This is a genomic window from Halalkalicoccus subterraneus, from assembly GCF_003697815.1.
GTDB lineage: Archaea > Halobacteriota > Halobacteria > Halobacteriales > Halalkalicoccaceae > Halalkalicoccus > Halalkalicoccus subterraneus.
In genome coordinates, this window is the sequence record NZ_RDQG01000085.1 from 203192 (window position 1) to 224405 (window position 21214).

Sequence of the window (21214 nt, forward strand, 5' to 3'; positions counted from 1 at the left end):
CGTACGGGTCGGTGTATGGATGACTTGACGGGATTTCAGCGGGACCTCCTGTACGTGATCGCCGGCCTCGACGATCCACACGGGCTGGCGATCAAGAGCACTCTCGAGGAGTACTACGACGACGAGGTCCACCACGGGCGACTCTACCCCAATCTGGACACGCTCTGTGATAAGGGACTGGTCGAAAAGGGATCCCTGGACCGACGGACCAACGTCTACGCCCTCACCGCCCGCGGCCGGCGAGAACTGGAGGCGCGACGGGAGTGGGAGATCCGGTACGTTCCAGCCGAATAGCGATCTCGGATACGGGGACTGTTCGTCGCCTGATCGCCGTGTTTCGAGCGCGGCGAATCCCCCATCCGTCGTACTGTCCCGCGACCGCCGTTAGTGGTCGTGTCCCGTCATCTCGGCGAAGGACACGCCGAACCGGTCCTCGAACAGTGCCATCGTTTCCTCCTCGATCGTCCGGAGGTCGTCGTCGGGTTCGCCCGGCGAGTGGTGCAACATCGCGTGGACCTGCTGGGCGGCCGAAAGCATCGCCAGGTCGCCGAGAGTTTCCGCGGACGTCTCATCGCCGTCTGCGAGCGTCTCGAGGAGTGCGGTCGGGACGACCACCTCGTCGCTCGACCCGTCGTCGCCGTCGATCGCGAACGTAACTGAGGGAGCCATACCCCGTACTGGGCGGGCGAACGAATAGATCCGTTGGTTGCGATCGGTCTCGCTTCCCCTTGACCGCCAAGGCCATCGGCTGCGTAGCCGGAGAACCAACTCGGATATTTTCATCGAGTCGTCACTCGAGACCAGAATCGTCTACCGACCGAGAGACGAAAAGTTGACAACGACCTCGTCCAGTGATCTGGCATGGACGACCTGACCGGGTTTCAGCGGGATCTCCTGTGGGCAATCGCTGGACTCGATGAACCACACGGGCTTGCGATAAAGGACGTCATCGAGGAGTACTACGGCTCGGAGGTCCACCACGGGCGTCTGTATCCGAACCTCGATACCCTCGTCGAGAAGGGACTGGTCGAGAAAGGGGAGATGGACAAGCGAACGAACGTCTACTCGGTCTCCAAGCGTGGGCGTCGGGAACTCGAATCGCGACGCGAGTGGGAACGACAGTTCATGGACACGGAAGCCGAGCCGACCAACTGACCACCGGATACTCACCGTCCTTCGATACGCCTGACCCGTCTGCTCCCCGGTAGGAACGACGGGCCGTGGTTCGGACAGTCAGATCCCCGTCTTTCGTCCCCGTCGACGCGGACGATCAGTGTGATTCCTTTATAGATAGCCGCGGCCCGCCTCGTAGTAGCGGTCGACCCGGCGCATCCCATCGATAAACGCGGGCAGGTCGACGGAGACGGCCGTACAGTCGGTACGTTGCAGCTCGTAGAGGGTGTTTCGCCATTCGGTTTCGAAGTGCTCCTCGATGCCGGCGGTCCGTATTCGGCGGGCGATCCGGTTTCGCGTCTCAGTGGAGACGCCGTCCACCGGAAGGTCATCGACCACACCGGTTTCGAGGGCCCTCGCGATCACTCCGGAGGTGTAATCACCCTCGACCAGCTCCCGTTCCCAGGTCGCGATCCAGTTTCCGATTCGGGCCAGATACTGAACGTACCAGGTGATCGAACGGAGGGTGCTGAGATCGGCCCGGGAGAACCCGGGGGAGTACATGAGATCGAGGTCGACGTAGGAGTAGACGGCCATATTGTGCGAGTCGTAGAGCTTACACTCCCGGGTATTGCCCATCGCCGGGTTGTCGTTGAGGAGGAGGCTGTAATCGATGGCGTTGAGCGTCTGTCCGACGTCGAAGTCGAACAGCGCCCGATACTCCCCGTAAAACGGCGCGTCCCGTTGGCGCTGCTCGAACCCGTTCCAGACCGTCTCGGCGAACCGAAGCCGCTTTTCGTCGAGCCCGTGTCGGTCATAGGAGATCTCCTGATGGGGACGGGACAGCTTTCGGGCCTCGTCGAACGTCTCGCCGTCGCCGTGGATCTCCGCGAGGTCGTCGAGCAATGTGATGTAGATCGCGAGGAGGAGTTTCTGCTCGAGGAGCTGGTCCGCATACCGCGCTTCGACGGTCGAGAGTCTGAACAGCGGGATCACTTCGTAGAGCCATTTCCAGAGGTACGGATCCCGATCCCCGATGGTGTCGTTGTACTCGTCTGCGAGACGGGCGAGGCCGGGCGGCAGGGTGACCGCCCTTACGTCCCGTAGAATCGCGTCGGAATCCCCGTCCTCGATGGCTGGCTGACTTACCATGAGCAATCCGATAACTCTACTATAAATACATAGTTTTTGTGATCTAATTTTTCTAGTACTATATATGTAAATCATCATATGAGCCGAATACGACGTAACGATCCCCTTTTCAGGCCGGACCACGCTCCACCACCCTCTATCAGTGCCTCGTCACAAACGTGCAACAGACCGAATCGAGACCGCTCGAAACGCCGACGTCGGAGGAAGCGGTGCGGAAATCGGTCGGTACGCCCTGCTATGCGTATCGGCTTTGCGCCGGCGACTGGCGCGAACGCGAGAACCGTCAAACCGGCCCTTCAGTCAATCGAACTCGCCGCGCTCGACGATCCGGCTGTATTCCGCTGGCGAGCCCGACGGGTGTCATGGAGGGGTACGCACGGCTCCGGCGGGAACGCGAGCTCTCACGTACGACGTCGCCTCTCGACGGAGTGAGGAAGTCCGCCTCGAATCAATGCACGGCGAGTTTCCCACGGTGGAGTTCCGAATGGATCTGTATAGCTCTCGTGCCGGTGAATCGCAGCTAGATCCGTAGTACCATCGCACGAGACCGGCCAAACGGTGTCGGTGAACATGGTCGCCCGATTCGGCGTTTCGGGCGACGTCAGTTCGGCGTACAGAACATCTGCGTGATGTAGACGTCCCGACCGGTGACGGCAACGCCGATCCCCTCGGCCTCGTAGTCGCCGCGGATGTTCCGGCGGTGGCCCAACGAGTCGAGCCAGCCCTCGACGGTACTGTCGGCGATCGAATCGGCGTCCTCGTCGCTGACGCTACCGGAGGACTCCCACGCGATGTTCTCGGCCCACGCGCGACAGTCGATGCCAGCAGCGTCGAGGCGATCGTCCGGTCCTTCCCCCTCGAGATTGTCGTGGTCGAAGTAGTCCCGGTCGGCCATGTCCTCCGAATGGGCGCGGGCGACGCTCGCGAGGTCGTCGTGATATGCAAGCCCGCCGAGCCCCTCGTCGGATCGGTAGGCGTTGATCTCGGCGTGGACGCGCTGCTCGACGCGCGCCTCGAACGACGACGGTTCGGGTTCGGGTCCCGGGTCCCCGCCCGAGTCGCCTCCCTCGCTATCGTCGTCGTCCGAATCGCCACTTCCGTCCGCACCCTGGTCCGACTCGTCGTCACCACCGTCGCCGTCAGCGTTATCGGACTCGTCCGGTTCAGGCTCCGGCTCGGGATCGTTCTCGCCCGGTTCCTCGCCCAAATCGTCGTCCTCCGGCTCGTCCTCATCGTCCTCGTTCCCTTCCTCATCATCCCACCAATCCCGATCCCCGTCCTCGGTCTCCCCGTCCCGATCGTCCCACCGGGTTCGATCGTCGCGGTGGTCCCGGTCGCGGTCGTAGCCCCATCCGTGCTCGCGGCCGCGTCCCTTGTGGCCGCGGCACCACTTCCCGCAGCCGCCGCGTCGGCGACGGCGGTTCCGGTCGCTCTTTCTCTTTCGTTTCCGGTCCCGATCGCGCTTCCGTCGGCGTTCGTATCTGCCGTGGGCGGCTGCCGGTGCGGAACAGCCCGTGAGGGCGAGCCCGGCCGCGCCGAGTGCTTGGAGGGTCGTTCGTCGGTTCTGCTGTGCGTCGCCGCTGTCGTTGTCGGTAGTGTCGGTTTCGTCGTCCATGGTTGGGATAGTCATCCTCGATCGGTGGCAGCTCGCGCATAGATTATTTTTATTTATTTCTGACTAATCTTTATCTGTTAGCCACCACTATAAACTAAATTATTTTCCACTATATTAATCTACTGAATTTAATTATGCGTGATTAATAATGATAATATGACCCCCTCCCGTCGGGACCGACCGAACGGCCAGCGGGCGCGTCTCGGTTCAGTAGTCGACCGAGACGAGCACGATGAGCATCACCACGCCGGCGAGTCCGGCGACGCCGAGAAACGCCTCGTCGAAGTAGCCCTGATCCGCGACGGCACCGAAGAGAACCGGGCTTAGCGCGCCGAGCCCGATGTAAACCGTCCGCAGCGCGCCGAGGTTCGTCCCCCGCGTTCCGTCCGGCAGGCGACGGGTGAGGTCCGAGATTACGATCGTCTCGAACCCGAGGATGCTACTAGCGAGCGCGGTCAGGGGAACGAGCAGCCAGACGTCGTGCACGAACGGGAGTGCAACCAGAGCCAGACAGGTCGTGCTCATGATGGCCAACAGCGGGAGCTGTACGCCGACCCGGTCGTACGCCCGGCCGGCGATCGGTTTCATCAGGATTCCGAGGGCGAAAAAGGCGCCGAACAGGACGGTCGAGAGCTGCGTCGCGAGCCCCTTCTCGTCGATCAGATACGTCGGGTAGAACCCGATGAACGCCTGCATGATCACGCTCCACAGCATGAGCAACACGGTTCCACGCAGTACGGCTGGTTGGAGTAGCGTCGAGACGACGCCGTCAAGCGCGAGGCTCTCGCGTAGCGTAGTCGTTCTCGACTCAGGTCTCGGAAGCGTCGACCAGAGGCCGATCGCCGCGAGGACGAACAGCGGAACGGCGATCCCAAAACTGTACTGCCAGGTCACCGCAACCGCGACGAACCCGGCGGTGGGCGGCATGATCGCGTTTCCGAGATCGCCGGCCGCCAACGTCACGCCCGTCGCCGTACCGATCTGCTCGGGGTAGATCTCGTTGAGGATCGTGAACCGTGAGACGCCGTACAGCGCCGTCCCCAGCCCGAACAGGGCCGTCGCAGCGAACAGGACCAACGCCGAGTTCGCGAGGACGACGAGCGCGAGCATCGTCGCCGCTAAAAGGGAGCTGGCGATCAACAGCAGGCGCTCGCCGACCCAATCGGCGAGGATCCCGCCGGGGAGCTGTCCACACGCGTAGGCCACCCACAGGACGGTCAGGAGGAGTCCGGCGGTCGCGAGCGTGAGGCCATACGCATCGCGGAGATGGGGCAACAGCGCTGGATAGACCATCCGAACGCTGATCGAGAGGAACCAGCCGAAGGCGACCGCGAGGAGCATCTTCCCGCGGCCGCCGCTTCGGAGGTCCGCGATCACCTGTTTCGAAGTCGAGAGGGAGCGTATCAACGGTGGTCGTCACCTACCTACTCGTTCTCGGTCACGCTGTTGAGTCTTCTTCTTTCCTCGGGCAAGAAGCGCGGATCACTCAGGTGGTCGAACACGAACGTCGATGTGTTCTCCGTCGGTGACTGTCGCTTACTCCTCGACGGTTATCGTGATGGGATCCGTGGCGAGCGGGTAGGCCTCGTGTACGCCGTTTGCGACCTGAACGAGGACGTCGTGCTCGCCCACTTCGAGGTCGCTGGCGTCGACCTCCGGCGTTTCGGTTCCGTCCCCGAAATGCAGATGCTGGTCGTCGGTCGGGATGACCGTGCCCGTGTCGACGGGATCCGTATCTATCAGTACGTGATGGTGGCCAGCGTTCTGGGTGACCTCGCCAGCCTCCTCGAGAACGACGTTCTCGACGCTCGGTTCGAACGTGATCGTCTCTCCGGTCGAGAACGTCGCACCGTCCTGGGGCGCGTCGAGACCGATCTCGCCGGCGCCGTCGACCGTAACGGACTGCGTATCGGTTAGCGATAGCGCGACGTGTTCCCCATTGCCCATCTGAAGCGTGAGTTCGTGCTCGCCCGGTTCGAGATCGAGGACGCCGCGCTCGGAGCCATCGCCGAAGTGCAGATGCTGGTCGTCGTTCGGGATCGTCTCCCCCGGTTCGATTTGCTCGGTATCGATCAGGACGTGAAAGTGGCCTGCACCCTCGTTGACCTCCCCCGCTTCCTCTACGGTGAAGTTCTCGGCCTCGAAAAAAGCGACGAGCGGAGTATACAGACCGTCGAGTTCGTCGGCCGTCGGCACCGACAACGAGACGCTCGCGTCCTCCGGGACCGACGGTTCGTCCGCCGCCGACCCGTTATCGTCCGTCGAGCCGTTCTCCTCCGTCTCGTCCGACTCTGATTGTGTACAACCGGCGACGCTGGCTGCAGCGACTCCCGTTGCTGTCCCTACAATGAACCCACGGCGTGAAACATCCTGTTGCATTCATATTTGAATCTGTATTGTATAGTCTAAAATTTTTCTATGGGTGCAAATATAAAATAAATTATATAATATATAATTTAATATTAATTTTTCTGATAAACGGATATCGGCGGAACGGTCGCCAGTACGGAGACCGACGATGTCGTCACGCCCAGGAGATCGATTATTTCGAAACCCTCTCCGTAAAGTCCGATTCCGTTCCGAGTCCGCCGATCGATTGCGCCGCTTTCAGACTGTTCTCCGACCAAACGTGAACACAACCTCTCACGAGGAGCGCGGTTACCGCTGCCGAAAGAACGCCACTCACTGTTAATGCATTCATTTCTATATCTAAAAAAGATATTGTAATAACTTTATTTATAGATAGAATGGAATGTACAATAGAGTCTCTCGATGTACTCGGGTTCGGTCGGCAACACTCGGAGGGACCGTTGTCGTGGCGTATTATAGGAATCCAGCACCGAAACACGGTATGGAACAATCCGGACCGACAGCTCCCACGAAGGACGACTGGAGGCTTCGGACACTGGGGTTTCGTTCGGATTGACGATCGCCGCAACCGTTCTCTCAGTCGTCTCGGGTGTTCTCGTTGTTATTCCTCTGTTCGTTCTGGGAGTCGATACGAGAGCCCGGCTGCCATCGTGATCCGCCTCGTCGGCGATCAGATCGGGTCCTCGCCGTTGGCCACCTGTACGTCCGTCGCTATGGCCTGTCCGTTCCGTTTCACCGACCGAACCGTCGTGGTATCAGGTATGCGATCGGCGGGGCTGTCACTGCGCTCGCCGTCGCTACCGGCGCGACTGTCCTCCTCACTCGTCTAGGACTCACCCCCGGAACGGTACTCGATTCCGATTACCGTCCACGCACTCTACAATACCGTTCTCTTCACGACGGGATACATCACCGTATAGCCGGCGACACGATCCGATACAGGAGCGAACAGCAACCGATCGTTCACCGTGAATCGCTGCCGCGATAGAACCCCCGAACTGGGTCTTCGAGAATACCTGCATAGCGCGTTCCCTCAGTTTCGCCTTCCGAAAACACCAAAACGCTTATTGGTATACACTATAGATTTATAGACGAGCTTTAGCTTTGTCATGATTATGGGGAATTAGTGTAGCCACCTGACCGCGAACGCTGACAATGCCTATCGCGTCAACCGGCGATCGGATATCGCCCATGTTCCTGATATATCCGTCGAGGTAGCTGGATCGAACGATATAATTCATCGTTTGTATATACTGAACGGCTATCCAAAACGACCCTGTTCATGATTCTATTCTCTTCTTTTCCCACGATAATTACAGTCATATACTCGTCAAGCACGTTGTCGCCGCTTTCGATCCTCGGTAGGTCATGGGACTCCAGTCCCCTCGTTTCCTCGTTTGTATATATTGAATAACGGTTCGATCGAGACCGTCGTCGGGAGAGATCGTCCTCGTCCCCTGTGATCGTCACCCCGTTGTGTGGCCATCCCGCCCGGAGCGATTACGATCCATCGGATCCCAGGGCGACGCTATCGACAACGAAGAGCGGCGGCTCAAGTCCTCCGAATCGCCGTAATTTGCTGTGATCGGCGTACCGGAGCACAAAAGCGGTTCAGTGCCCGACCGCAGCGACGGGTTCCACCGCGACCCCACTCCATGCGAAGGCGGTGGTCAACTCCCTCGGTACGTCGTATATCCTCCCGGAGACAGGAGGAGCGGCACGTGGTAGTGTTCGTCCGTGTCATCAATGACGAACCGGACGGGAACCGTCTCTAAGAACGACGATTCCGACTCCCCCTGGCGGTAGTACTCCCCGACGTCGAACAGGAGCTGATACGTACCGGTTTCCATCCGATCAGCGGTCAACAGGGGCTCGTCGAGTCGCCCATCGTCGTTGGTCGTTCCTCGGTTGATCGTTTCCGCATTGCCCGAACTATCCAATCGCTGAAGCGTCACGTCGACGCCGGACGCGGGCCCCTCGCGACCGGTATCAAGGACGTGGGTGGTCAGTCCCGCACTCATTGTTCCTCCAGGTCACTGCGATCCATCGAGAACTGTTGATAGCCGGTCGGACGGGGCGGCTCCCGGAGGACTTTCGCATCCCCCTCCAAATCGTCGCGCACCTCGATCCACGTCCGGTTGTTCGCTTCGAAACTGACGGATTCGAGCTGCGGATACCGTTCCAAGACACGGAGGCCGATCTGATAGATCAGGTCCTGGATCGAGTTCGAGTTCACCTCGTGGAACACGACGTGGGCGATGTCGCGGACTTGCTCGGCCGGGACGTACCGCTGGGGGTCATCCCCCAGCGCGTCCTCCGGATCGGCGTAGGTCCAGAAGACGTCAAGCGCGATGTAGAGCGCGCGGTCCTCCCGTTCGGGAAGCGTGGTGTACTCGTCCTGAACGTACCCGGTAAAGGAGTTCTCCTTGACTTTGACGAGTTCGATCTCGGTAACACCGCTCGTTTGTTCTTCGAACCGCAACTCGTCGCCGTCCCGTTCGAGGGACACCTCGCCAAACGCCGATTCGTCGTCGGAGACGCGGAACACGAGGTCGCTCGGTTCGAACCCGTCCTCGCCCGGCACCGGTCGTTCGTCGAACGGATACTCGATGGCCGACATCTTCACCGCCTCGACGTGCGGGTAGGTCTCAAGGAACTCCGTTCCGACGAAATGGAGAAAGCCCTCCGCCGTCGCTCCCTCGTACTCCCCTGCCTGATGGAGCACGAAGTTCTTCATCGAATCCGTCGCTACCACCGTGGTGTTGTCCGCCTCGCTGAACGACGGCAAGAACTCCTCCCCCTCGAACTGTACGCGCACTTCCAGTCCGAAGAGGATGTTGTCACGGCCGTCGAAGGACGATTCCGGAATAGTCCGAACGTCCTCCAACGGGTTCGCGTAGGTCCGGTAGACCGCAATCTTCTCCTTTCCGTAGTTCATCGTTCGTCGATCGGTACCCCGCTGTTCTGCGTCGGTTTCGTTGCTATAACTCATGCGTAGTACGGCAGTGTTTGTGTCGCTGTTCTTCGGTGGTCGTGCTCAGTGGTTCGGTCGTCATCAGTGTCGCTCCTGTCTCCCGTCGCGCGATGCCGTTAGCTCATCGAGTCGAAGTTCTGCGATGGCGTTGACCTCGTCCAAGGCGGTCCGGAACTCCTCGGACCGGGAGTGCTCGATCCGGTCTTCCATGGCCCGCTGGATCGCATCGACGGATTCGTCTTTCACCGCCATGATGAACGGGAACCCGAACGTCTCCCGGTAGGTCTCGTTCAGACGGTGAAACGTTTCGTACTGGTCGGGACTCAGCTGATCGAGTCCGGCGGAGGCCTGTTCCTCTCGGGACTCGTCGGTCATCTCCGTACGCTCGCCGAGATCGGGATGGGCCCGCAATAGCTCCAGCCGTTCGTCCCGTGAGGCGTTGCGAACGACGTCCGCCATGGTCCGCTGCAGGTCGTCGATGGAGGAGAACGGCCGTTCCGACCAGGCTCGCGTAGCTACCCACGGCGATTCCTCGTACACGCCACCGAGGGCGTCCACGAACTGTTCTTCGTCGGACTGATTCAGGTCCTCAACCGTGAGTCGCGTCATCGCGTCTCAGATGGGGTACACTCAGTACTTAAACTTTTCCTTAGATGGGACCCGTCAAGAACGACGGACGATACGTCACAGCCGTCGGTCATTCCTTGTAACCGTCGTTACTGTCGTCTACCGTCCTGATAGCCGCGACGATCGACGGTCGGCTGTCTTCATGCGGGGCTGGCTGGTCGGTTCTCCGCCGTCGGATGAGTGGTTCCGATAGCTTCAAAAGAAAACGTGTGGTACCGTATCATACAAGACGAATGGATCAGCAACTCCACCGGCATATCGACGAGGATAGGCTCCGAACGGACATCACGCAGACTGCCGAGTTCGGGTCGGTGACCGGCGAAGAGGGGCACTGTCGAACGGTCCTGACCGGAACGGACGCCAACAGACATGCCCGAGAGTACCTCGTCAAGGCACTCGCCGAGCGCGGTCTAGACGTGGCCATCGACGCGGTTGGCAACATCACCGGCCGGTGGGTACCGGAGGGTGTCAACCCAGCCGCGAGTGCGGTTGCGACCGGCAGTCATCTCGACTCAGTCATTTCCGGGGGGATCTTCGACGGCGTACTCGGCGTCTATGCGGGCCTCGAGTCGATCCGCGCCATGCAAGACGCCGCGCTCTCCCCCGATCGTCCGATCGAAATCGTCTCGTTCACAGAGGAGGAGGGCGGACGGTTTTCCGACGGCGTGCTCGGCTCCTCAGTCGCGATCGGTGCGACCGGCGTAGCGGACGCGCTCGCAACAAGCGACGACGACGGCGTAGCGCTTGCCGAAGCGTTGGAACGGATCGGATTCCGGGGCGAGGGACGTCTGGACGCCACGGCGTGGGACTCGTGGCTCGAACTCCACGTCGAACAGGGGACTCGATTGGAGGACGTCGGCGCTTCCGCCGGTATCGTGACACATATCACCGGGACGATCCGCTGTCATATCGATGTTATCGGCGAGGCGGACCACGCCGGAACCACGTCGATGACCTCTCGGACCGATGCGTTGACTGCGGCGAGCGAACTGGCGCTCGAAATCGAGTCGGTAACGAACGGGATCGTCGAAACGGACAGCGAGACCGCCGTCGGAACCGTCGGCCAGTTCGACGTCGAACCGGGCTCGATCAACGTCATCCCCGGTTCGGTCCATCTCGGGGTCGACATCCGCGACGTCGAGTACGACTCCATGGAGCGGATCGTCGCGAGCATTCGGCGCTGCTTGGGACGGTTGGAGGACGAACGCGGCGTCGAGACGTCGTTCAGCCGCCCGTACGATATCGAACCCACCTCAATGAGCGAACGCTGTATCACGGCCCTTCACGGTGCGGCCACGCGGACGGGTGTCGACACTGTAGATCTGCATTCCGGGGCCGGACACGATACGATGCACGTCGCAAAAGCGACCGATGGAGGCCTCGTTTTCGCCCCGTCGAAGGGCGGGTATTCACACAGCGCGGCCGAGTGGACCGACTGGAGCGACTGTGCCACCGCGACGCGGGTGCTCGCGGAGGCGCTCTACGATCTGGCGAGCGCGTGAGTTCGCGACCGACGACATGAGAGGTACGTGGAGAAGCGCCGACCGACCTACTCCTGCAGGCGGATCGTTACGTCCTTCAGTCCGGTTCGAAGCGTCTCCTGTTCCATCTCACGGAGTTCCTCGCGCGGTGCTTCAAGCGTCGCGACGTGGTTACCGGCGAGTTCGCCCGCCGGGCTCTTGAAACAGGTCGACCCGCACGGAACGAGGATCTCCTGTTCGTTCCTGTAGCCGGGGTAGAGGAGGATGTCCCCGTAGGAGGGATACACCGTGTGGTTCTCCCGTGGCAGCTCAGGCAGCTCGATCTCGTCGATGTTGATCCATGTCGCGTGACCACTCCAACGGACGTGCATCAACTCCGACTGCAGGGGAAGGAACTCCTTCACGGCAGCAACCGATTCGGGTGCCGCGTCCTCGTGCAGTTCCGCCGTAAACGACCGCTCTTCGATCTCGAATTCTAGTGCGCTCATTGGTACTGGCGTATGGCCGCCTCACAGTCGAGAGCGCTGGCAATTATCTCTTTCGGCTCCCCGAATGTGATAGGGCAGCGGTACATACCGTGGCATTGAACCGCTTCCCATGCCTCTGCCGAACCGCTATTGACTGGTCGCCCCGATTCCTGATCGCAATCGTTAGTTATCGTCCCAAACGGGGCACTCGCGGGGAACGAACTCGCCGCGACCGGCCTCGCCGACGACGACTCCGTCGTCGGCAACGGGTTCTCCCCGGAGATACGTCCGCTTTACCCTCCCGGTGACCTCGCGACCCTCGTAGATCGTGTAGTCGGCGATTGAGGCGTTGTCTCGCGCCGAGATCGTGTACGTTTCGTCCGGATCGAACAGCACGATATCCGCGTCGGTTCCCGGTTCGAGGGTCCCTTTCTGTGGGAGGCCGAACGTCTGTGCCGGGTTCGCACACATCACGCGGACGAGGAACGGGTACGACAACCCGCGCTCGTTCACGGCCTCGTCGTGAAACACCGGCAGACTCGTCTGCAAACCGTTCGCACCGAAGGGGTCCTCCCACCACTCGCTGTTCTCCTTCCGGTCGCGGGTTTGTGCGACGTGATCCGTCGAAACGACGCTCAGCGCGCCCTTTCTGAGGTGTTCGAACATCGCGTCGGTATCGTCACCGGTGCGGATCGGCGGCGCGATCTTCGGAAGGGTCCCCAGCTCCTCGTATACCTCATCGGTCAGGGTCGTATAGTGCGTACAGGTCTCGCCACGAACGTGACTACCGTCGTCTTGGTATCGGGCGAGGGCGTCTGCTGCCTTCCGACAGGAGGTGTGAATGCCGTAGTACTTCGTGCCGGTTTCCCGTGCGAGCCTGGCGACGTCGTCCGCCGCCATCGCCTCCGCATAATCGGGCCGGGCAGCGGGAAGCCACGTCGGATCGTCCCGGTCCGCAGCCCGGAATTCGGCAGTCAGCGATTCGCAGACGCTGTCGTCCTCCGTGTGGGCGACGCCGACCGCATCCAGCTCTCCAAGCCGTTCGAGCACTGCACGGATGAACCCGTTCGAGAGCCCGAACTCGTAGGTGGTGTACATCTTGAACGAGGTGATCCCCGACTCGACGAGGGACGCTAACTCGTCGAACAGCGCCGGATCCTCGCGGAGGATCCCGCCGTGCAACCCGAAATCGACGAGCGCACCCTCGCCCTTCCCACGCTTTCGCTCGACACCGTCGTGGAGCGTCCTTTCCTCGTCCCAGGGGCTCTCGTCGGTGACGTAGGACTGCCAGGCGAAGTCGATAACCGTCGTTACGCCGCCCAATGCGGCTGCGCTCGTCGCTCTTTCGTACGTATCGAGCGAGACGTGGTCGTCGATATGGACGTGTGGATCGACGACCCCCGGTAGTACGAGAAGACCGGATGCGTCGACGGTTTGTTCGGCGTCCGGCATGGCGTGTCCGGCTCCGATACTGACGATCGTTCCGTCGTCTATTGCGATATCAGCCGCACGGGTCGTCCGGGTGGTAACAAGTGTTCCTCCGCTAATCACCGTGTCGATGGCCATCACTCGCGTTTCCGCACACGGCTATATAATTGGTTGTGCTCCACCGGAATACTAATGATGGGGCGAGAACACCGGAACGAAACGCGAACGTATTTGTATATATTGAACAACAACGAACTATTGAAGTGAGTCGGGTTCGGAGACGGCTCTATGCCGCCCACCGGTACGAAATCCGATCCACGGACGTTGACCACAGTGCTCAACGCGATCGAGATCACGCGTGCGCTCATGCGTCTCGATGGAGCGGGGGTGACGGAACTCGCGGACCACCTCGACGAATCGAAGAGCACGACGTACACCTATCTCAAATCGCTCGAGAAAGGCGGTCTCGTTACGAAAGCCGATGACGACTATCGGCTATCGTACGAGATGCTGATTTTCGGCGAGTACGTGCGCAATCAGAGCCTCCTGTATACGATCGGCAAATCCGAAATAGACGGTTTGGCAGCGGAAACGGGCCAGTACGCACACCTAGTCGTGGCTGAAAACGGGCGCGGTCATAACCTGTACAAATCGAAGGGGGACCGAGCAGTCGGGGAGGACTATCAAACGGCCAAGTTCCAGCAGCGAGATTACCTCCATATCACCGCTTCCGGGAAGGCAATCCTCGCGTACCTCCCCCACGAGCGGGCCGAAGAGATCATCGGCCGCCATGGGCTCCCCGCTCGTACCGACCGAACGATAACCCATCGGGAACGCTTGTTCGAAGAGTTGGACGAGATACGCGAACAGGGCTACTCGCACAACGACGAGGAGGAAATCGAGGGGTTCCGAGCTATCGGCGCTCCGATCAGGTCCCGCGACGAAGCGGTGCTTGGCTCGATAAGCGTTTCCGGTCCGAAAAGCGTGTTCGGCGACGAGTCCGAGTACCAGGAGATCGTCGACCTGGTGGTCAACACGGCGAACGTCATCGAGGTGAACGTGAATATGTCCACGAGGAGTTCGGAGATAATCGAAGACGAGAACTGAGTATCGGCGTCCGACCCATTGTATGGTCTTTGCTCACGTCTCATACGATATCGCCCGAAAACGGTACGAGAATGGTCACGGCAATCACGTACAGCTCCGGGCGGTACGTAATACGTTACTATCCACTTCTGCTGTCATCCCAAGCCCAGATATTCGTAAAGATAGACCTATAGTTGGTGTATACTCAGTTATTCGGGACGAGTCGGATTACAACAGTACGAGCGTAACTAAATCCCATGAGCGTTCTCGGGGGATCGACTGACGAGAAAACCGCACCGGGTGGCGCAATCGTGTTTGTATATATCGAACGATGTCCTGACCGTACTATCATCTGCGGTCAGTCCACCGCTCTCCGTTGGTCGAATTCCCGGAAACAGAATGATGCAAAGGTTTAACAGGGTGCATACGTATCTCCCGATTGGAAAATGTCCAATGAACGCGGAAAAGAGATCAATTTAGAATACGGTCTCGACGAAAAACCACCATTACCGAAATCAATTCTCCTCGCATTACAACACGTGTCCGTCATGATCGTCCCCTCGACCGCGGTCGCGTTCATCGTCGCGGGGGCCGCGGGACTGGGCGCTGGCGATACGACGTATTTGGTCCAGATGGTGATCCTGTTCGCCGGAATCGCGACCGTGGTACAAGCGTACACCGTCGGCCCGGTCGGTGCGAGGCTCCCGATCGTCATGGGAACGAGCTTCGCCTTCGTGGGAGCGATGAGTTCTATCGGCGCGAGTTCCGGTCTCGACGTCGTCTTCGGGTCGATCGTCGTCGCGGCGACCGTCGTCCCTTTCCTGCTCGGGTGGCAGTTCAATCGGCTCCAATCGTTCTTCCCACCGCTGGTCACGGGGCTGATCGTGGTCATCATCGGACTCTATCTCATCCCCGTTGGAATGGAGTACGCCGCGGGTGGTGTGGACTCGGCCGGTTTCGGCGCGCCGTATAACCTCGCGCTCGCCGCGTTGGTGCTGGGAATCACCGTCGCGTTCAACCTGCTTCTAAAGGGGGTTTGGCGAATGATGAGTATTCTCATCGGTATCAGCGTCGGCTACGTCGCTGCGATCGCACTCGGGCTGGTCGATTTCATGCCGGTCGCCGATGCGGCGTGGATCACGATCCCAACGCCGGGTGAGTTCGGATTCAGCTTCGAGCCGATTCCACTGGTTACGTTCGCGTTCCTGTTTTTCGTCTCGGGGATGGAAACGATCGGCGATATGTCCGGGATCACCGCGGCGGAAGGACGAAACCCGACTGCGGACGAGTTTCGCGGTGGGATCTTCGCCGATGGGTTCATCAGCGCGATCGGCGCCGTCTTCGGATCGTTTCCCCAGACCTCCTTCTCACAGAACGTCGGTATCATCAACTTCACCGGGATCATGAGCCGACACATCGTCGGGATCGGCGGCGTCATCCTCGTCGTGCTCGGGCTCGTTCCGAAGATCGGGGCGATCGTAACGACCATTCCCACCGCCGTCTTCGGGGGCGCAGTGCTGGTCATGGTGGGGATGGTGGCCGCGAGCGGAATGCGGTTGCTGTTCTTGAACGTCGAGATGAACCGCCGGAACATGGTCATCGTCGCGACCGCGCTCGGCCTCGGACTGGGTGTCGCGACTGTGCCTGAGGCACTCGCCGAGCTGCCTGCCGGCGTGGGGACCTTTTTCGGCGAGCCGGTGATCATGACCGGTCTGGCTGCACTGCTGTTGAACACGTTCGTTCCGGGCCACTCGAGTCCCCTGTTCGATGCACCCGAGCGCGTCCCGCCGCTCTCCGAGCCCGTCGACGACGACTGATCCGTGAGCCCCTCGCGAAGCTCCCTCGAAAGGGGATCCGCTATGCGATGTTCGCTCTCCCGACGAGGTCCTCGGCGGCCGCCGTGGCCGCCGCAAGAACCGCGGGCAGTTCCCCGTCGATCCCGGTGATCTCGCGATCCTCCATGACAACAGTTCCCGCACAGAGGACGGTTTCCACTTCGGAGCCCCGGGTGCCGTAGACGAGCGCGTGGACGGGATCCGGCGACGGGGTGAGATGTGGTTCGTCGAGATCCAAGACGGCAATATCGGCCTGCTTGCCCGACTCTATCGAACCGAGAGTATCGGCGCGTCCGATAGCCGTAGCGGCATCGCGGGTCACCATATCGAACGCCCGTTGGGCGGGAACGACACCGGGGTCCCGATGGAAGCCCTTGTGTGCCGTCGCGACGCCACCGGCGTCAGAAAGGGGGTTGACGGTGTCGTTCAGGATCGAGTTGTCCGTCCCGATCGCCGTCAGTACGCCCTTGTCGAGCATCGAGACGACCGGTGCGAACCCGGTCGCCAGCCGCATGTTCGCCCGGTAGTTGTGCACGACCGCCGTTCCGGACCGTGCGAGCAGTCGGACGTCGCGGGCGTCAGTCTGGACGCAGTGACCGAGCAGTGCGCGGTCGCCGAGACAGCCGATGTTGCGGAGATACTCGATGCTCGAGAGCGCGCCGCGCTCGCGCACCTCGGCTTTCGCCTCCGCGACGTGGGTGGTCGTCATCACGTCGTACCGCTCGGCGAGCCGATACGCGCCCCGGAGAGCGTCCGCCGTGGTCGTCGCGAGCGTTGCGGGCGCCGGCCAGACCGATTGTCTGCCCGCAGGGTCGTGAAACTCCTCGATGAGAGCCACGGTGTCCTCGAGGGCGTCGTCGGTCTCGACGACGAGCGCGTCGGGACCCGGATGGGGGACATCGGGATCACGCGCAGTGACGTCCTCGAACAGTTGTTCGAACCCTTCGTCCGGCGCGAGGTCCCTGATACCGGCGCCGTAGACGTTCCGAACACCCATCTCGTCGTATACGTCGAGCTTGCGTCGGGTCGGCTCGAGGTCCGTCCAGTCGAGCGCCGTGTCGTTCTCGACGAACGTCGTCGTTCCCGACCGTAACGCCTCGATACAGTACAACCGCGCCGCGAGCGCGTGCTCTTCGGGACCCATCTCGAAGAGTGCGGGTTGTTTCACGTTGAACAACCAGTCGTACAGGCCCCGATCCTGTGTGAACGCCCCTCGCAGAAGGATATCGGAGACGTGCGTATGCGCGTTGATCAGCCCCGGTATCACGACTCGGCCATCGATGTCGAGCGTTCGAGCCGGCGACGTGTCGGCCTCGAGTCGATCGGCCGGACCGACGTCGGAGATCCGGTTGCCGGTGATCGCAACCGCGCCGTCGGTAATGATCCGTCTGTTCTCGTCCTGCGTGACGATCGTCCCGTTGGTTAGTAGCGTATCGGTCATGATGTCGATGGTACTCCCATCGGTTCGGTCGACCGCGCTAAACTCGTTTCGACTGTAAGAGGAGAGTCACGGCGCGCCGGTCAGTTCTCGTCGAGTTTCGCCCGTATCTTCTCGGCGGTGATCGGCAGCTCGCTGATCCGAACCCCGACCGCCCGACGAATCGCGTTACTCAACGCCGGAGGAACGGCGTTAACGGGGATCTCGGCGACGGACTTCGCGCCGAACGGTCCCGTCGGCTCGTGGGTTTCGACGAGGATCGATTCGAGGGGGGGCTGATCGGCCGTCGTCGGCATTCCGTAGTCGCGAAAGCCGAGCGTCTCGGGCGTGCCGTCCTCGTCAAACGAGAGGCCCGCGGAGGTAGCCAGCTCGTAGCTCATGTGCATCGCGCCGTCGACTTGTCCCTCGGCGAGGTCCGGATTGATCGCGACGCCGCAGTCGACCGCGAAGACGAGTTCGTGGATCTCGAACTCGCCGGTTTCCTCGTCCACGGTCACGTCCGCGAACTGCGCGCCGAAGGGCGGCGGCGATTCGTCCGTCGAGAAGCTCGCCTGTCCCATCACCTGTGCACGCAGTTCGTCGCCGTAGATCGACTCGTAGCCGATCTCCTCCATCGTGACCGACTCGCCCGTCCGTTCGGAGAGCACCGCTCCGTCGCGCGTTTCGAGCGCCTCCGCCGATTCGTCGAGCATCCGCGAGGCGAACTCGAGCAGTTGGTCGCGTGCGTCCTCGGCGGCCTTCTTGACCGCGCTCCCGGTGACGTACGTCGTCGAGGAGGCGTACGCACCGTAATCGAACGGCGAGATATCGGTGTCCGATGGCTGAACGAGGACGTCTTCTGGTTCGACTCCGAGCACTTCGGCGGTGATCTGGGCCATCGCGGTGTCGGCTCCCGGCCCGATATCGACGGCCCCGGTCTGGAGGATGAACGAGCCGTCCTCGTTCATCTTGATGTGTGCGGCGCCGAGTTCGTCGCCGGCGACGCCGCTTTTCTGTGCGGTGAGGGCGACGCCGCAGGCCCGATGGAGGTGCTCCTCGTCGGGCTGTTTGACGTCGTCCCAGCCGATGGCGGCCTTCCCGCGGGCGATGCACTCGTCGAGACCGCACGAGCGAATCCGGCGGACGTGTTCGCCGTTCGTCGTGACACCCGACGCGGTGTCGAGATCTCCTTTCTGGATGTGGTTTCGCGAGCGGAGTTCGAGGGGGTCCATTCCCAGTTCGTGGGCGACTTCGTCCATGTGCCCTTCGAGCGCGAAATGGCCTTGGGGAGCCCCGTAGCCGCGTATCGCACCCCCGATCGGGAGGTTCGTGTGCACGGCTTTCATCTCGAATCGGATGTTCGGCGTGTGCGTGTACAGCGGCAGCGGTTTCGTCGCGATCGAACCGGTTACCGTCAGTCCATGGGGACCGTACGCACCGGAGTTCGTGATCGCCGACATGTCGAGTGCCTCGATGTCGCCCTCGTCGGTGACGACGCTTCGCAGACGGATGCGGGCGGGACGCCGCGAGCGCATCGCGTAGAACTCCTCTCGGCGCGTGGCCTCCAGTTTCACGGGCCGGTCGGCCGCGAGCATCAACGCCACCGTGATGGGTTCGATCAGCATCGACTGCTTGGAGCCGAACCCGGCGCCGATCCGCGGTTTCGTTACCCGGACGTCTCGAATCGGAACGTCGAACAGGTGCGCGAGCTGCCGGCGCGTGTGGTACGGCACCTGCGTGCTCGTGACGAGGTGAAACCGGTTGTCCTCGTCGCGGTGGGCGATGGTCGTGTGCGGCTCGGGCACGCAGTGGGATTGGTACGGTGTTTCCCACTCGGTTTCGGTGACGACCCAATCCTCGCGGGTTTCGGCCTCCTCGAACGCCGCATCGACGTCGCCGATCTCGCCTTCAGTGTGAGCCTCGACGTTTCGTTCGTAGTCCGCACCCGGCTGGGCGTTCTCCACCCGGTCGGGATCGTGTATCCGCGGCGCGTCAGGCTTCATCGCATCTTCGGGATCGAAAACGGCGTCCAACTCGTCGTACGTGACGTCGATCGTCCTGATGGCTCTGTCGGCGATATCGCCGTTCTCGGCGGCGACGGCGGCGATCGGATCGCCGACGAAACGCACCGTCCGCCGGAGTACGTGCAGATCCCACGGGCTCGGTTCGGGATACGACTGTCCCGCGGAGGTGTACACCGCATCGGGCACCGTCTCGGAGTCCGGTGTGATGACCGCGTGGACGCCATCCATGGCCTCGGCGGCGCTCGTATCGATTTCGGTCACGTACCCGTGGGCGATCTCCGAGCGCAGGACCGCCGCCTCGGCGAGATCGGGATAGTTCTGCGCGTAATCGGCGGTGTATTTCGACTCGCCCGTGACGATCTTGCGGGCGTCGGTTTTCTCCTCGCGTTTGGAAATGGCCCGTCGATCGCTCTCTGCCTTTCTATTGTTCGGCGTTTCGGCCCATTCGAGGGGATGGTCGGTCTCGGCCGACGAGGACTGTTGCTGGTCGTCCTCGTGCGGCTCGTCGGTTCTACTCACTCGTTCTCACCTCCGCTCCGCTCACAGGGCGCGTCACCACCGTCGGTGGCGACGGTCCGCTCGTCGTTCATTCGACCGGCGGCGTCCTGCACGGCGTCGATGATCTTCTCGTAGCCGGTGCACCGACAGAGGTTTTCGGAGAGCCCCTCGCGGATCTCGGTCTCGGTCGGATCGGGGGTCGCCTGCAGGAGGCTTCGCGTTTGCATGATCATCCCGGGGATACAGAACCCACACTGGAGGGCGGCGTTGTCCACGAACGCGGCTTGGATGGGGTGGAGATCGTCCTGGGTGCCGAGACTCTCGATCGTTTCGACGTCCGCTCCGTCGATGGTAGCAACCGGCTTGATACAGGCGCGTTCGGGTTCGTCGTCGACGGCTACGGTACAGAACCCACAGTTACCCGTATCACAGCCGCGTTTCGCACCGGTATACCCGTTGCGTCGGAGGACGTCGAGAAGCGACTCCGAACGTTCGGCTTCGAACGTTCGGTGTGTCCCATTCAACGTAATGTCTATTTCCATGGGTATAGACTGTTCATGTGCGACGATAATACATATATGTGGCGGTCGGTTCACAAATCGATATACACGGTCAGGAATTCGTGACGTTCCACCACGGTTGGGATCCTCGGATACATCGGACGGTCTCTCAAGGAGAGCCTCCCGCTCGCGGTTATGGCGGTCGTTGACGCCGAAGGAGCTGCCTACCGACGACCCGGAGCCGAGACGGTGGTGGGTCCGACGGGCCGTTTCAGGACGAGGTACTGCCGGCTATCTCCGAGATCCGCTGTGGGCCTATCGGTTCGAGAGCTGTCCAGCCATAGAGATCTGATATAACGCAGTAGCCATCGCTACTACTCTTTGGTCGTCCCGTTACTAAATACTCGTCCCCTCTACTAACCACGATTGCGGACGCAGAAATGGGCGAAGATAAGGCAAGACAGGGGTACTGTACCGTCCTCCAGCGCTACGATACCGGGGACGTACTCGCCGTTCAGGTCTACCGGGACGGAACGGGTCTCGAAGGTGAGATCATCGGGAGGGGACTTGAACCGATTCGAACCACCGAAAACGATACCGGAGAACTGAGTGTATCGTGACCGTGTC

At 61.2% G+C, this 21214-nt stretch carries 19 protein-coding genes; 6 read left to right on the forward strand and 13 right to left on the reverse strand.

Annotated features, from left to right (window positions below):
- Positions 1-15 precede the first annotated feature (15 nt).
- Positions 16-294 (forward strand): PadR family transcriptional regulator, encoded by a 279-nt coding sequence (locus EAO80_RS18235; RefSeq protein WP_122091252.1) that lies wholly within the window; start codon positions 16-18, stop codon positions 292-294.
- 90 nt (positions 295-384) lie between these two features.
- Here the strand turns inward: EAO80_RS18235 and EAO80_RS18240 are convergent, their stop codons facing one another.
- Positions 385-669, reverse strand: a complete 285-nt coding sequence (locus EAO80_RS18240) for a DUF7545 family protein (RefSeq protein ID WP_122091253.1) — start codon at positions 667-669, stop codon at positions 385-387.
- 192 nt (positions 670-861) lie between these two features.
- Here EAO80_RS18240 and EAO80_RS18245 point away from each other — a divergent pair, with 192 nt between their 5' ends.
- A complete protein-coding gene (locus EAO80_RS18245; protein ID WP_122091254.1) occupies positions 862-1155 on the forward strand; it encodes a PadR family transcriptional regulator in 294 nt (97 codons plus the stop codon).
- 129 nt (positions 1156-1284) lie between these two features.
- Here the strand turns inward: EAO80_RS18245 and EAO80_RS18250 are convergent, their stop codons facing one another.
- The 7 genes from EAO80_RS18250 to uraD form a co-directional block, all read right to left on the reverse strand.
- Positions 1285-2265 (reverse strand): hypothetical protein, encoded by a 981-nt coding sequence (locus EAO80_RS18250; RefSeq protein ID WP_122091255.1) that lies wholly within the window; start codon positions 2263-2265, stop codon positions 1285-1287.
- 601 nt (positions 2266-2866) lie between these two features.
- On the reverse strand, positions 2867-3880 hold the full coding sequence (locus EAO80_RS18255) for a CAP domain-containing protein (protein WP_122091256.1): 1014 nt from the start codon (positions 3878-3880) through the stop codon (positions 2867-2869).
- A gap of 207 nt (positions 3881-4087) precedes the next feature.
- Positions 4088-5221: an MFS transporter gene (locus EAO80_RS18260; protein ID WP_211330782.1), complete on the reverse strand. Its 1134-nt coding sequence runs from the start codon at positions 5219-5221 to the stop codon at positions 4088-4090.
- A 195-nt stretch (positions 5222-5416) separates the two neighbouring features.
- Positions 5417-6259, reverse strand: a complete 843-nt coding sequence (locus EAO80_RS18265) for a DUF4399 domain-containing protein (protein WP_122091257.1) — start codon at positions 6257-6259, stop codon at positions 5417-5419.
- Positions 6260-7920: 1661 nt separating this feature from the next.
- The gene (uraH, locus tag EAO80_RS18270) at positions 7921-8271 is read right to left on the reverse strand and encodes a hydroxyisourate hydrolase (RefSeq protein WP_122091258.1); all 351 of its coding nucleotides are present in this window, start codon (positions 8269-8271) and stop codon (positions 7921-7923) included.
- The gene (pucL, locus tag EAO80_RS18275; RefSeq protein ID WP_122091259.1) at positions 8268-9242 is read right to left on the reverse strand and encodes a factor-independent urate hydroxylase; all 975 of its coding nucleotides are present in this window, start codon (positions 9240-9242) and stop codon (positions 8268-8270) included. The genes uraH and pucL overlap by 4 nt, the downstream gene beginning before the upstream one ends.
- A 63-nt stretch (positions 9243-9305) precedes the next feature.
- Positions 9306-9833 carry a 2-oxo-4-hydroxy-4-carboxy-5-ureidoimidazoline decarboxylase gene (gene uraD / locus EAO80_RS18280; protein WP_122091260.1) on the reverse strand — a complete coding sequence of 176 codons (528 nt, stop codon included), beginning with the start codon at positions 9831-9833 and terminating at the stop codon, positions 9306-9308.
- Between the two features lie 251 nt (positions 9834-10084).
- On the opposite strand from uraD, the gene EAO80_RS18285 reads away from it, so the two are divergent.
- Positions 10085-11353, forward strand: a complete 1269-nt coding sequence (locus tag EAO80_RS18285) for a Zn-dependent hydrolase (protein WP_122091261.1) — start codon at positions 10085-10087, stop codon at positions 11351-11353.
- Positions 11354-11400: 47 nt separating this feature from the next.
- Here EAO80_RS18285 and EAO80_RS18290 read toward each other — a convergent pair whose 3' ends face one another.
- Entirely contained in the window at positions 11401-11820 is a 420-nt protein-coding gene (locus EAO80_RS18290) for a DUF3830 family protein (RefSeq protein WP_122091262.1), read from the reverse strand.
- 162 nt (positions 11821-11982) lie between these two features.
- Entirely contained in the window at positions 11983-13365 is a 1383-nt protein-coding gene (locus EAO80_RS18295) for a dihydroorotase (protein ID WP_162994083.1), read from the reverse strand.
- Positions 13366-13515: 150 nt separating this feature from the next.
- Between EAO80_RS18295 and EAO80_RS18300 the strand changes: the two genes are divergently transcribed.
- Together EAO80_RS18300 and EAO80_RS18305 are read left to right on the forward strand one after the other, a co-directional pair.
- The gene (locus EAO80_RS18300; protein WP_122091264.1) at positions 13516-14334 is read left to right on the forward strand and encodes an IclR family transcriptional regulator; all 819 of its coding nucleotides are present in this window, start codon (positions 13516-13518) and stop codon (positions 14332-14334) included.
- Between the two features lie 425 nt (positions 14335-14759).
- Entirely contained in the window at positions 14760-16130 is a 1371-nt protein-coding gene (locus tag EAO80_RS18305; RefSeq protein WP_122091265.1) for a uracil-xanthine permease family protein, read from the forward strand.
- 40 nt (positions 16131-16170) lie between these two features.
- Here the strand turns inward: EAO80_RS18305 and EAO80_RS18310 are convergent, their stop codons facing one another.
- From EAO80_RS18310 to EAO80_RS18320, 3 genes are all read right to left on the reverse strand, one after another.
- Positions 16171-17589, reverse strand: a complete 1419-nt coding sequence (locus tag EAO80_RS18310; protein WP_122091266.1) for an amidohydrolase family protein — start codon at positions 17587-17589, stop codon at positions 16171-16173.
- Positions 17590-17669: 80 nt separating this feature from the next.
- Positions 17670-20108: a xanthine dehydrogenase family protein molybdopterin-binding subunit gene (locus EAO80_RS18315; RefSeq protein ID WP_122091267.1), complete on the reverse strand. Its 2439-nt coding sequence runs from the start codon at positions 20106-20108 to the stop codon at positions 17670-17672.
- A complete protein-coding gene (locus EAO80_RS18320; RefSeq protein ID WP_211330767.1) occupies positions 20105-20629 on the reverse strand; it encodes a (2Fe-2S)-binding protein in 525 nt (174 codons plus the stop codon). The genes EAO80_RS18315 and EAO80_RS18320 overlap by 4 nt, the downstream gene beginning before the upstream one ends.
- Before the next feature lie 398 nt (positions 20630-21027).
- On the opposite strand from EAO80_RS18320, the gene EAO80_RS18325 reads away from it, so the two are divergent.
- Positions 21028-21207, forward strand: a complete 180-nt coding sequence (locus EAO80_RS18325; protein WP_122091268.1) for a hypothetical protein — start codon at positions 21028-21030, stop codon at positions 21205-21207.
- Positions 21208-21214 lie beyond the last annotated feature (7 nt).

Excerpts from the sequence above, each read along its gene's own strand:
- EAO80_RS18240 (WP_122091253.1), bottom strand. The coding sequence starts at position 669 with ATGGCTCCCTCAGTTACGTTCGCGATCGACGGCGACGACGGGTCGAGC.
- EAO80_RS18245 (WP_122091254.1), top strand. The coding sequence starts at position 862 with ATGGACGACCTGACCGGGTTTCAGCGGGATCTCCTGTGGGCAATCGCT.
- EAO80_RS18285 (WP_122091261.1), top strand. The coding sequence starts at position 10,085 with ATGGATCAGCAACTCCACCGGCATATCGACGAGGATAGGCTCCGAACG.
- EAO80_RS18260 (WP_211330782.1), bottom strand. The coding sequence starts at position 5,221 with ATGCTCCTCGCGGTCGCCTTCGGCTGGTTCCTCTCGATCAGCGTTCGG.
- EAO80_RS18300 (WP_122091264.1), top strand. The coding sequence starts at position 13,516 with ATGCCGCCCACCGGTACGAAATCCGATCCACGGACGTTGACCACAGTG.
- pucL (WP_122091259.1), bottom strand. The coding sequence starts at position 9,242 with ATGAGTTATAGCAACGAAACCGACGCAGAACAGCGGGGTACCGATCGA.
- EAO80_RS18295 (WP_162994083.1), bottom strand. The coding sequence starts at position 13,365 with ATGGCCATCGACACGGTGATTAGCGGAGGAACACTTGTTACCACCCGG.
- uraH (WP_122091258.1), bottom strand. The coding sequence starts at position 8,271 with ATGAGTGCGGGACTGACCACCCACGTCCTTGATACCGGTCGCGAGGGG.
- uraD (WP_122091260.1), bottom strand. The coding sequence starts at position 9,833 with ATGACGCGACTCACGGTTGAGGACCTGAATCAGTCCGACGAAGAACAG.
- EAO80_RS18325 (WP_122091268.1), top strand. The coding sequence starts at position 21,028 with ATGGGCGAAGATAAGGCAAGACAGGGGTACTGTACCGTCCTCCAGCGC.
- EAO80_RS18265 (WP_122091257.1), bottom strand. The coding sequence starts at position 6,259 with ATGCAACAGGATGTTTCACGCCGTGGGTTCATTGTAGGGACAGCAACG.
- EAO80_RS18250 (WP_122091255.1), bottom strand. The coding sequence starts at position 2,265 with ATGGTAAGTCAGCCAGCCATCGAGGACGGGGATTCCGACGCGATTCTA.
- EAO80_RS18310 (WP_122091266.1), bottom strand. The coding sequence starts at position 17,589 with ATGACCGATACGCTACTAACCAACGGGACGATCGTCACGCAGGACGAG.
- EAO80_RS18305 (WP_122091265.1), top strand. The coding sequence starts at position 14,760 with ATGTCCAATGAACGCGGAAAAGAGATCAATTTAGAATACGGTCTCGAC.
- EAO80_RS18235 (WP_122091252.1), top strand. The coding sequence starts at position 16 with ATGGATGACTTGACGGGATTTCAGCGGGACCTCCTGTACGTGATCGCC.
- EAO80_RS18290 (WP_122091262.1), bottom strand. The coding sequence starts at position 11,820 with ATGAGCGCACTAGAATTCGAGATCGAAGAGCGGTCGTTTACGGCGGAA.
- EAO80_RS18255 (WP_122091256.1), bottom strand. The coding sequence starts at position 3,880 with ATGGACGACGAAACCGACACTACCGACAACGACAGCGGCGACGCACAG.
- EAO80_RS18320 (WP_211330767.1), bottom strand. The coding sequence starts at position 20,629 with ATGGAAATAGACATTACGTTGAATGGGACACACCGAACGTTCGAAGCC.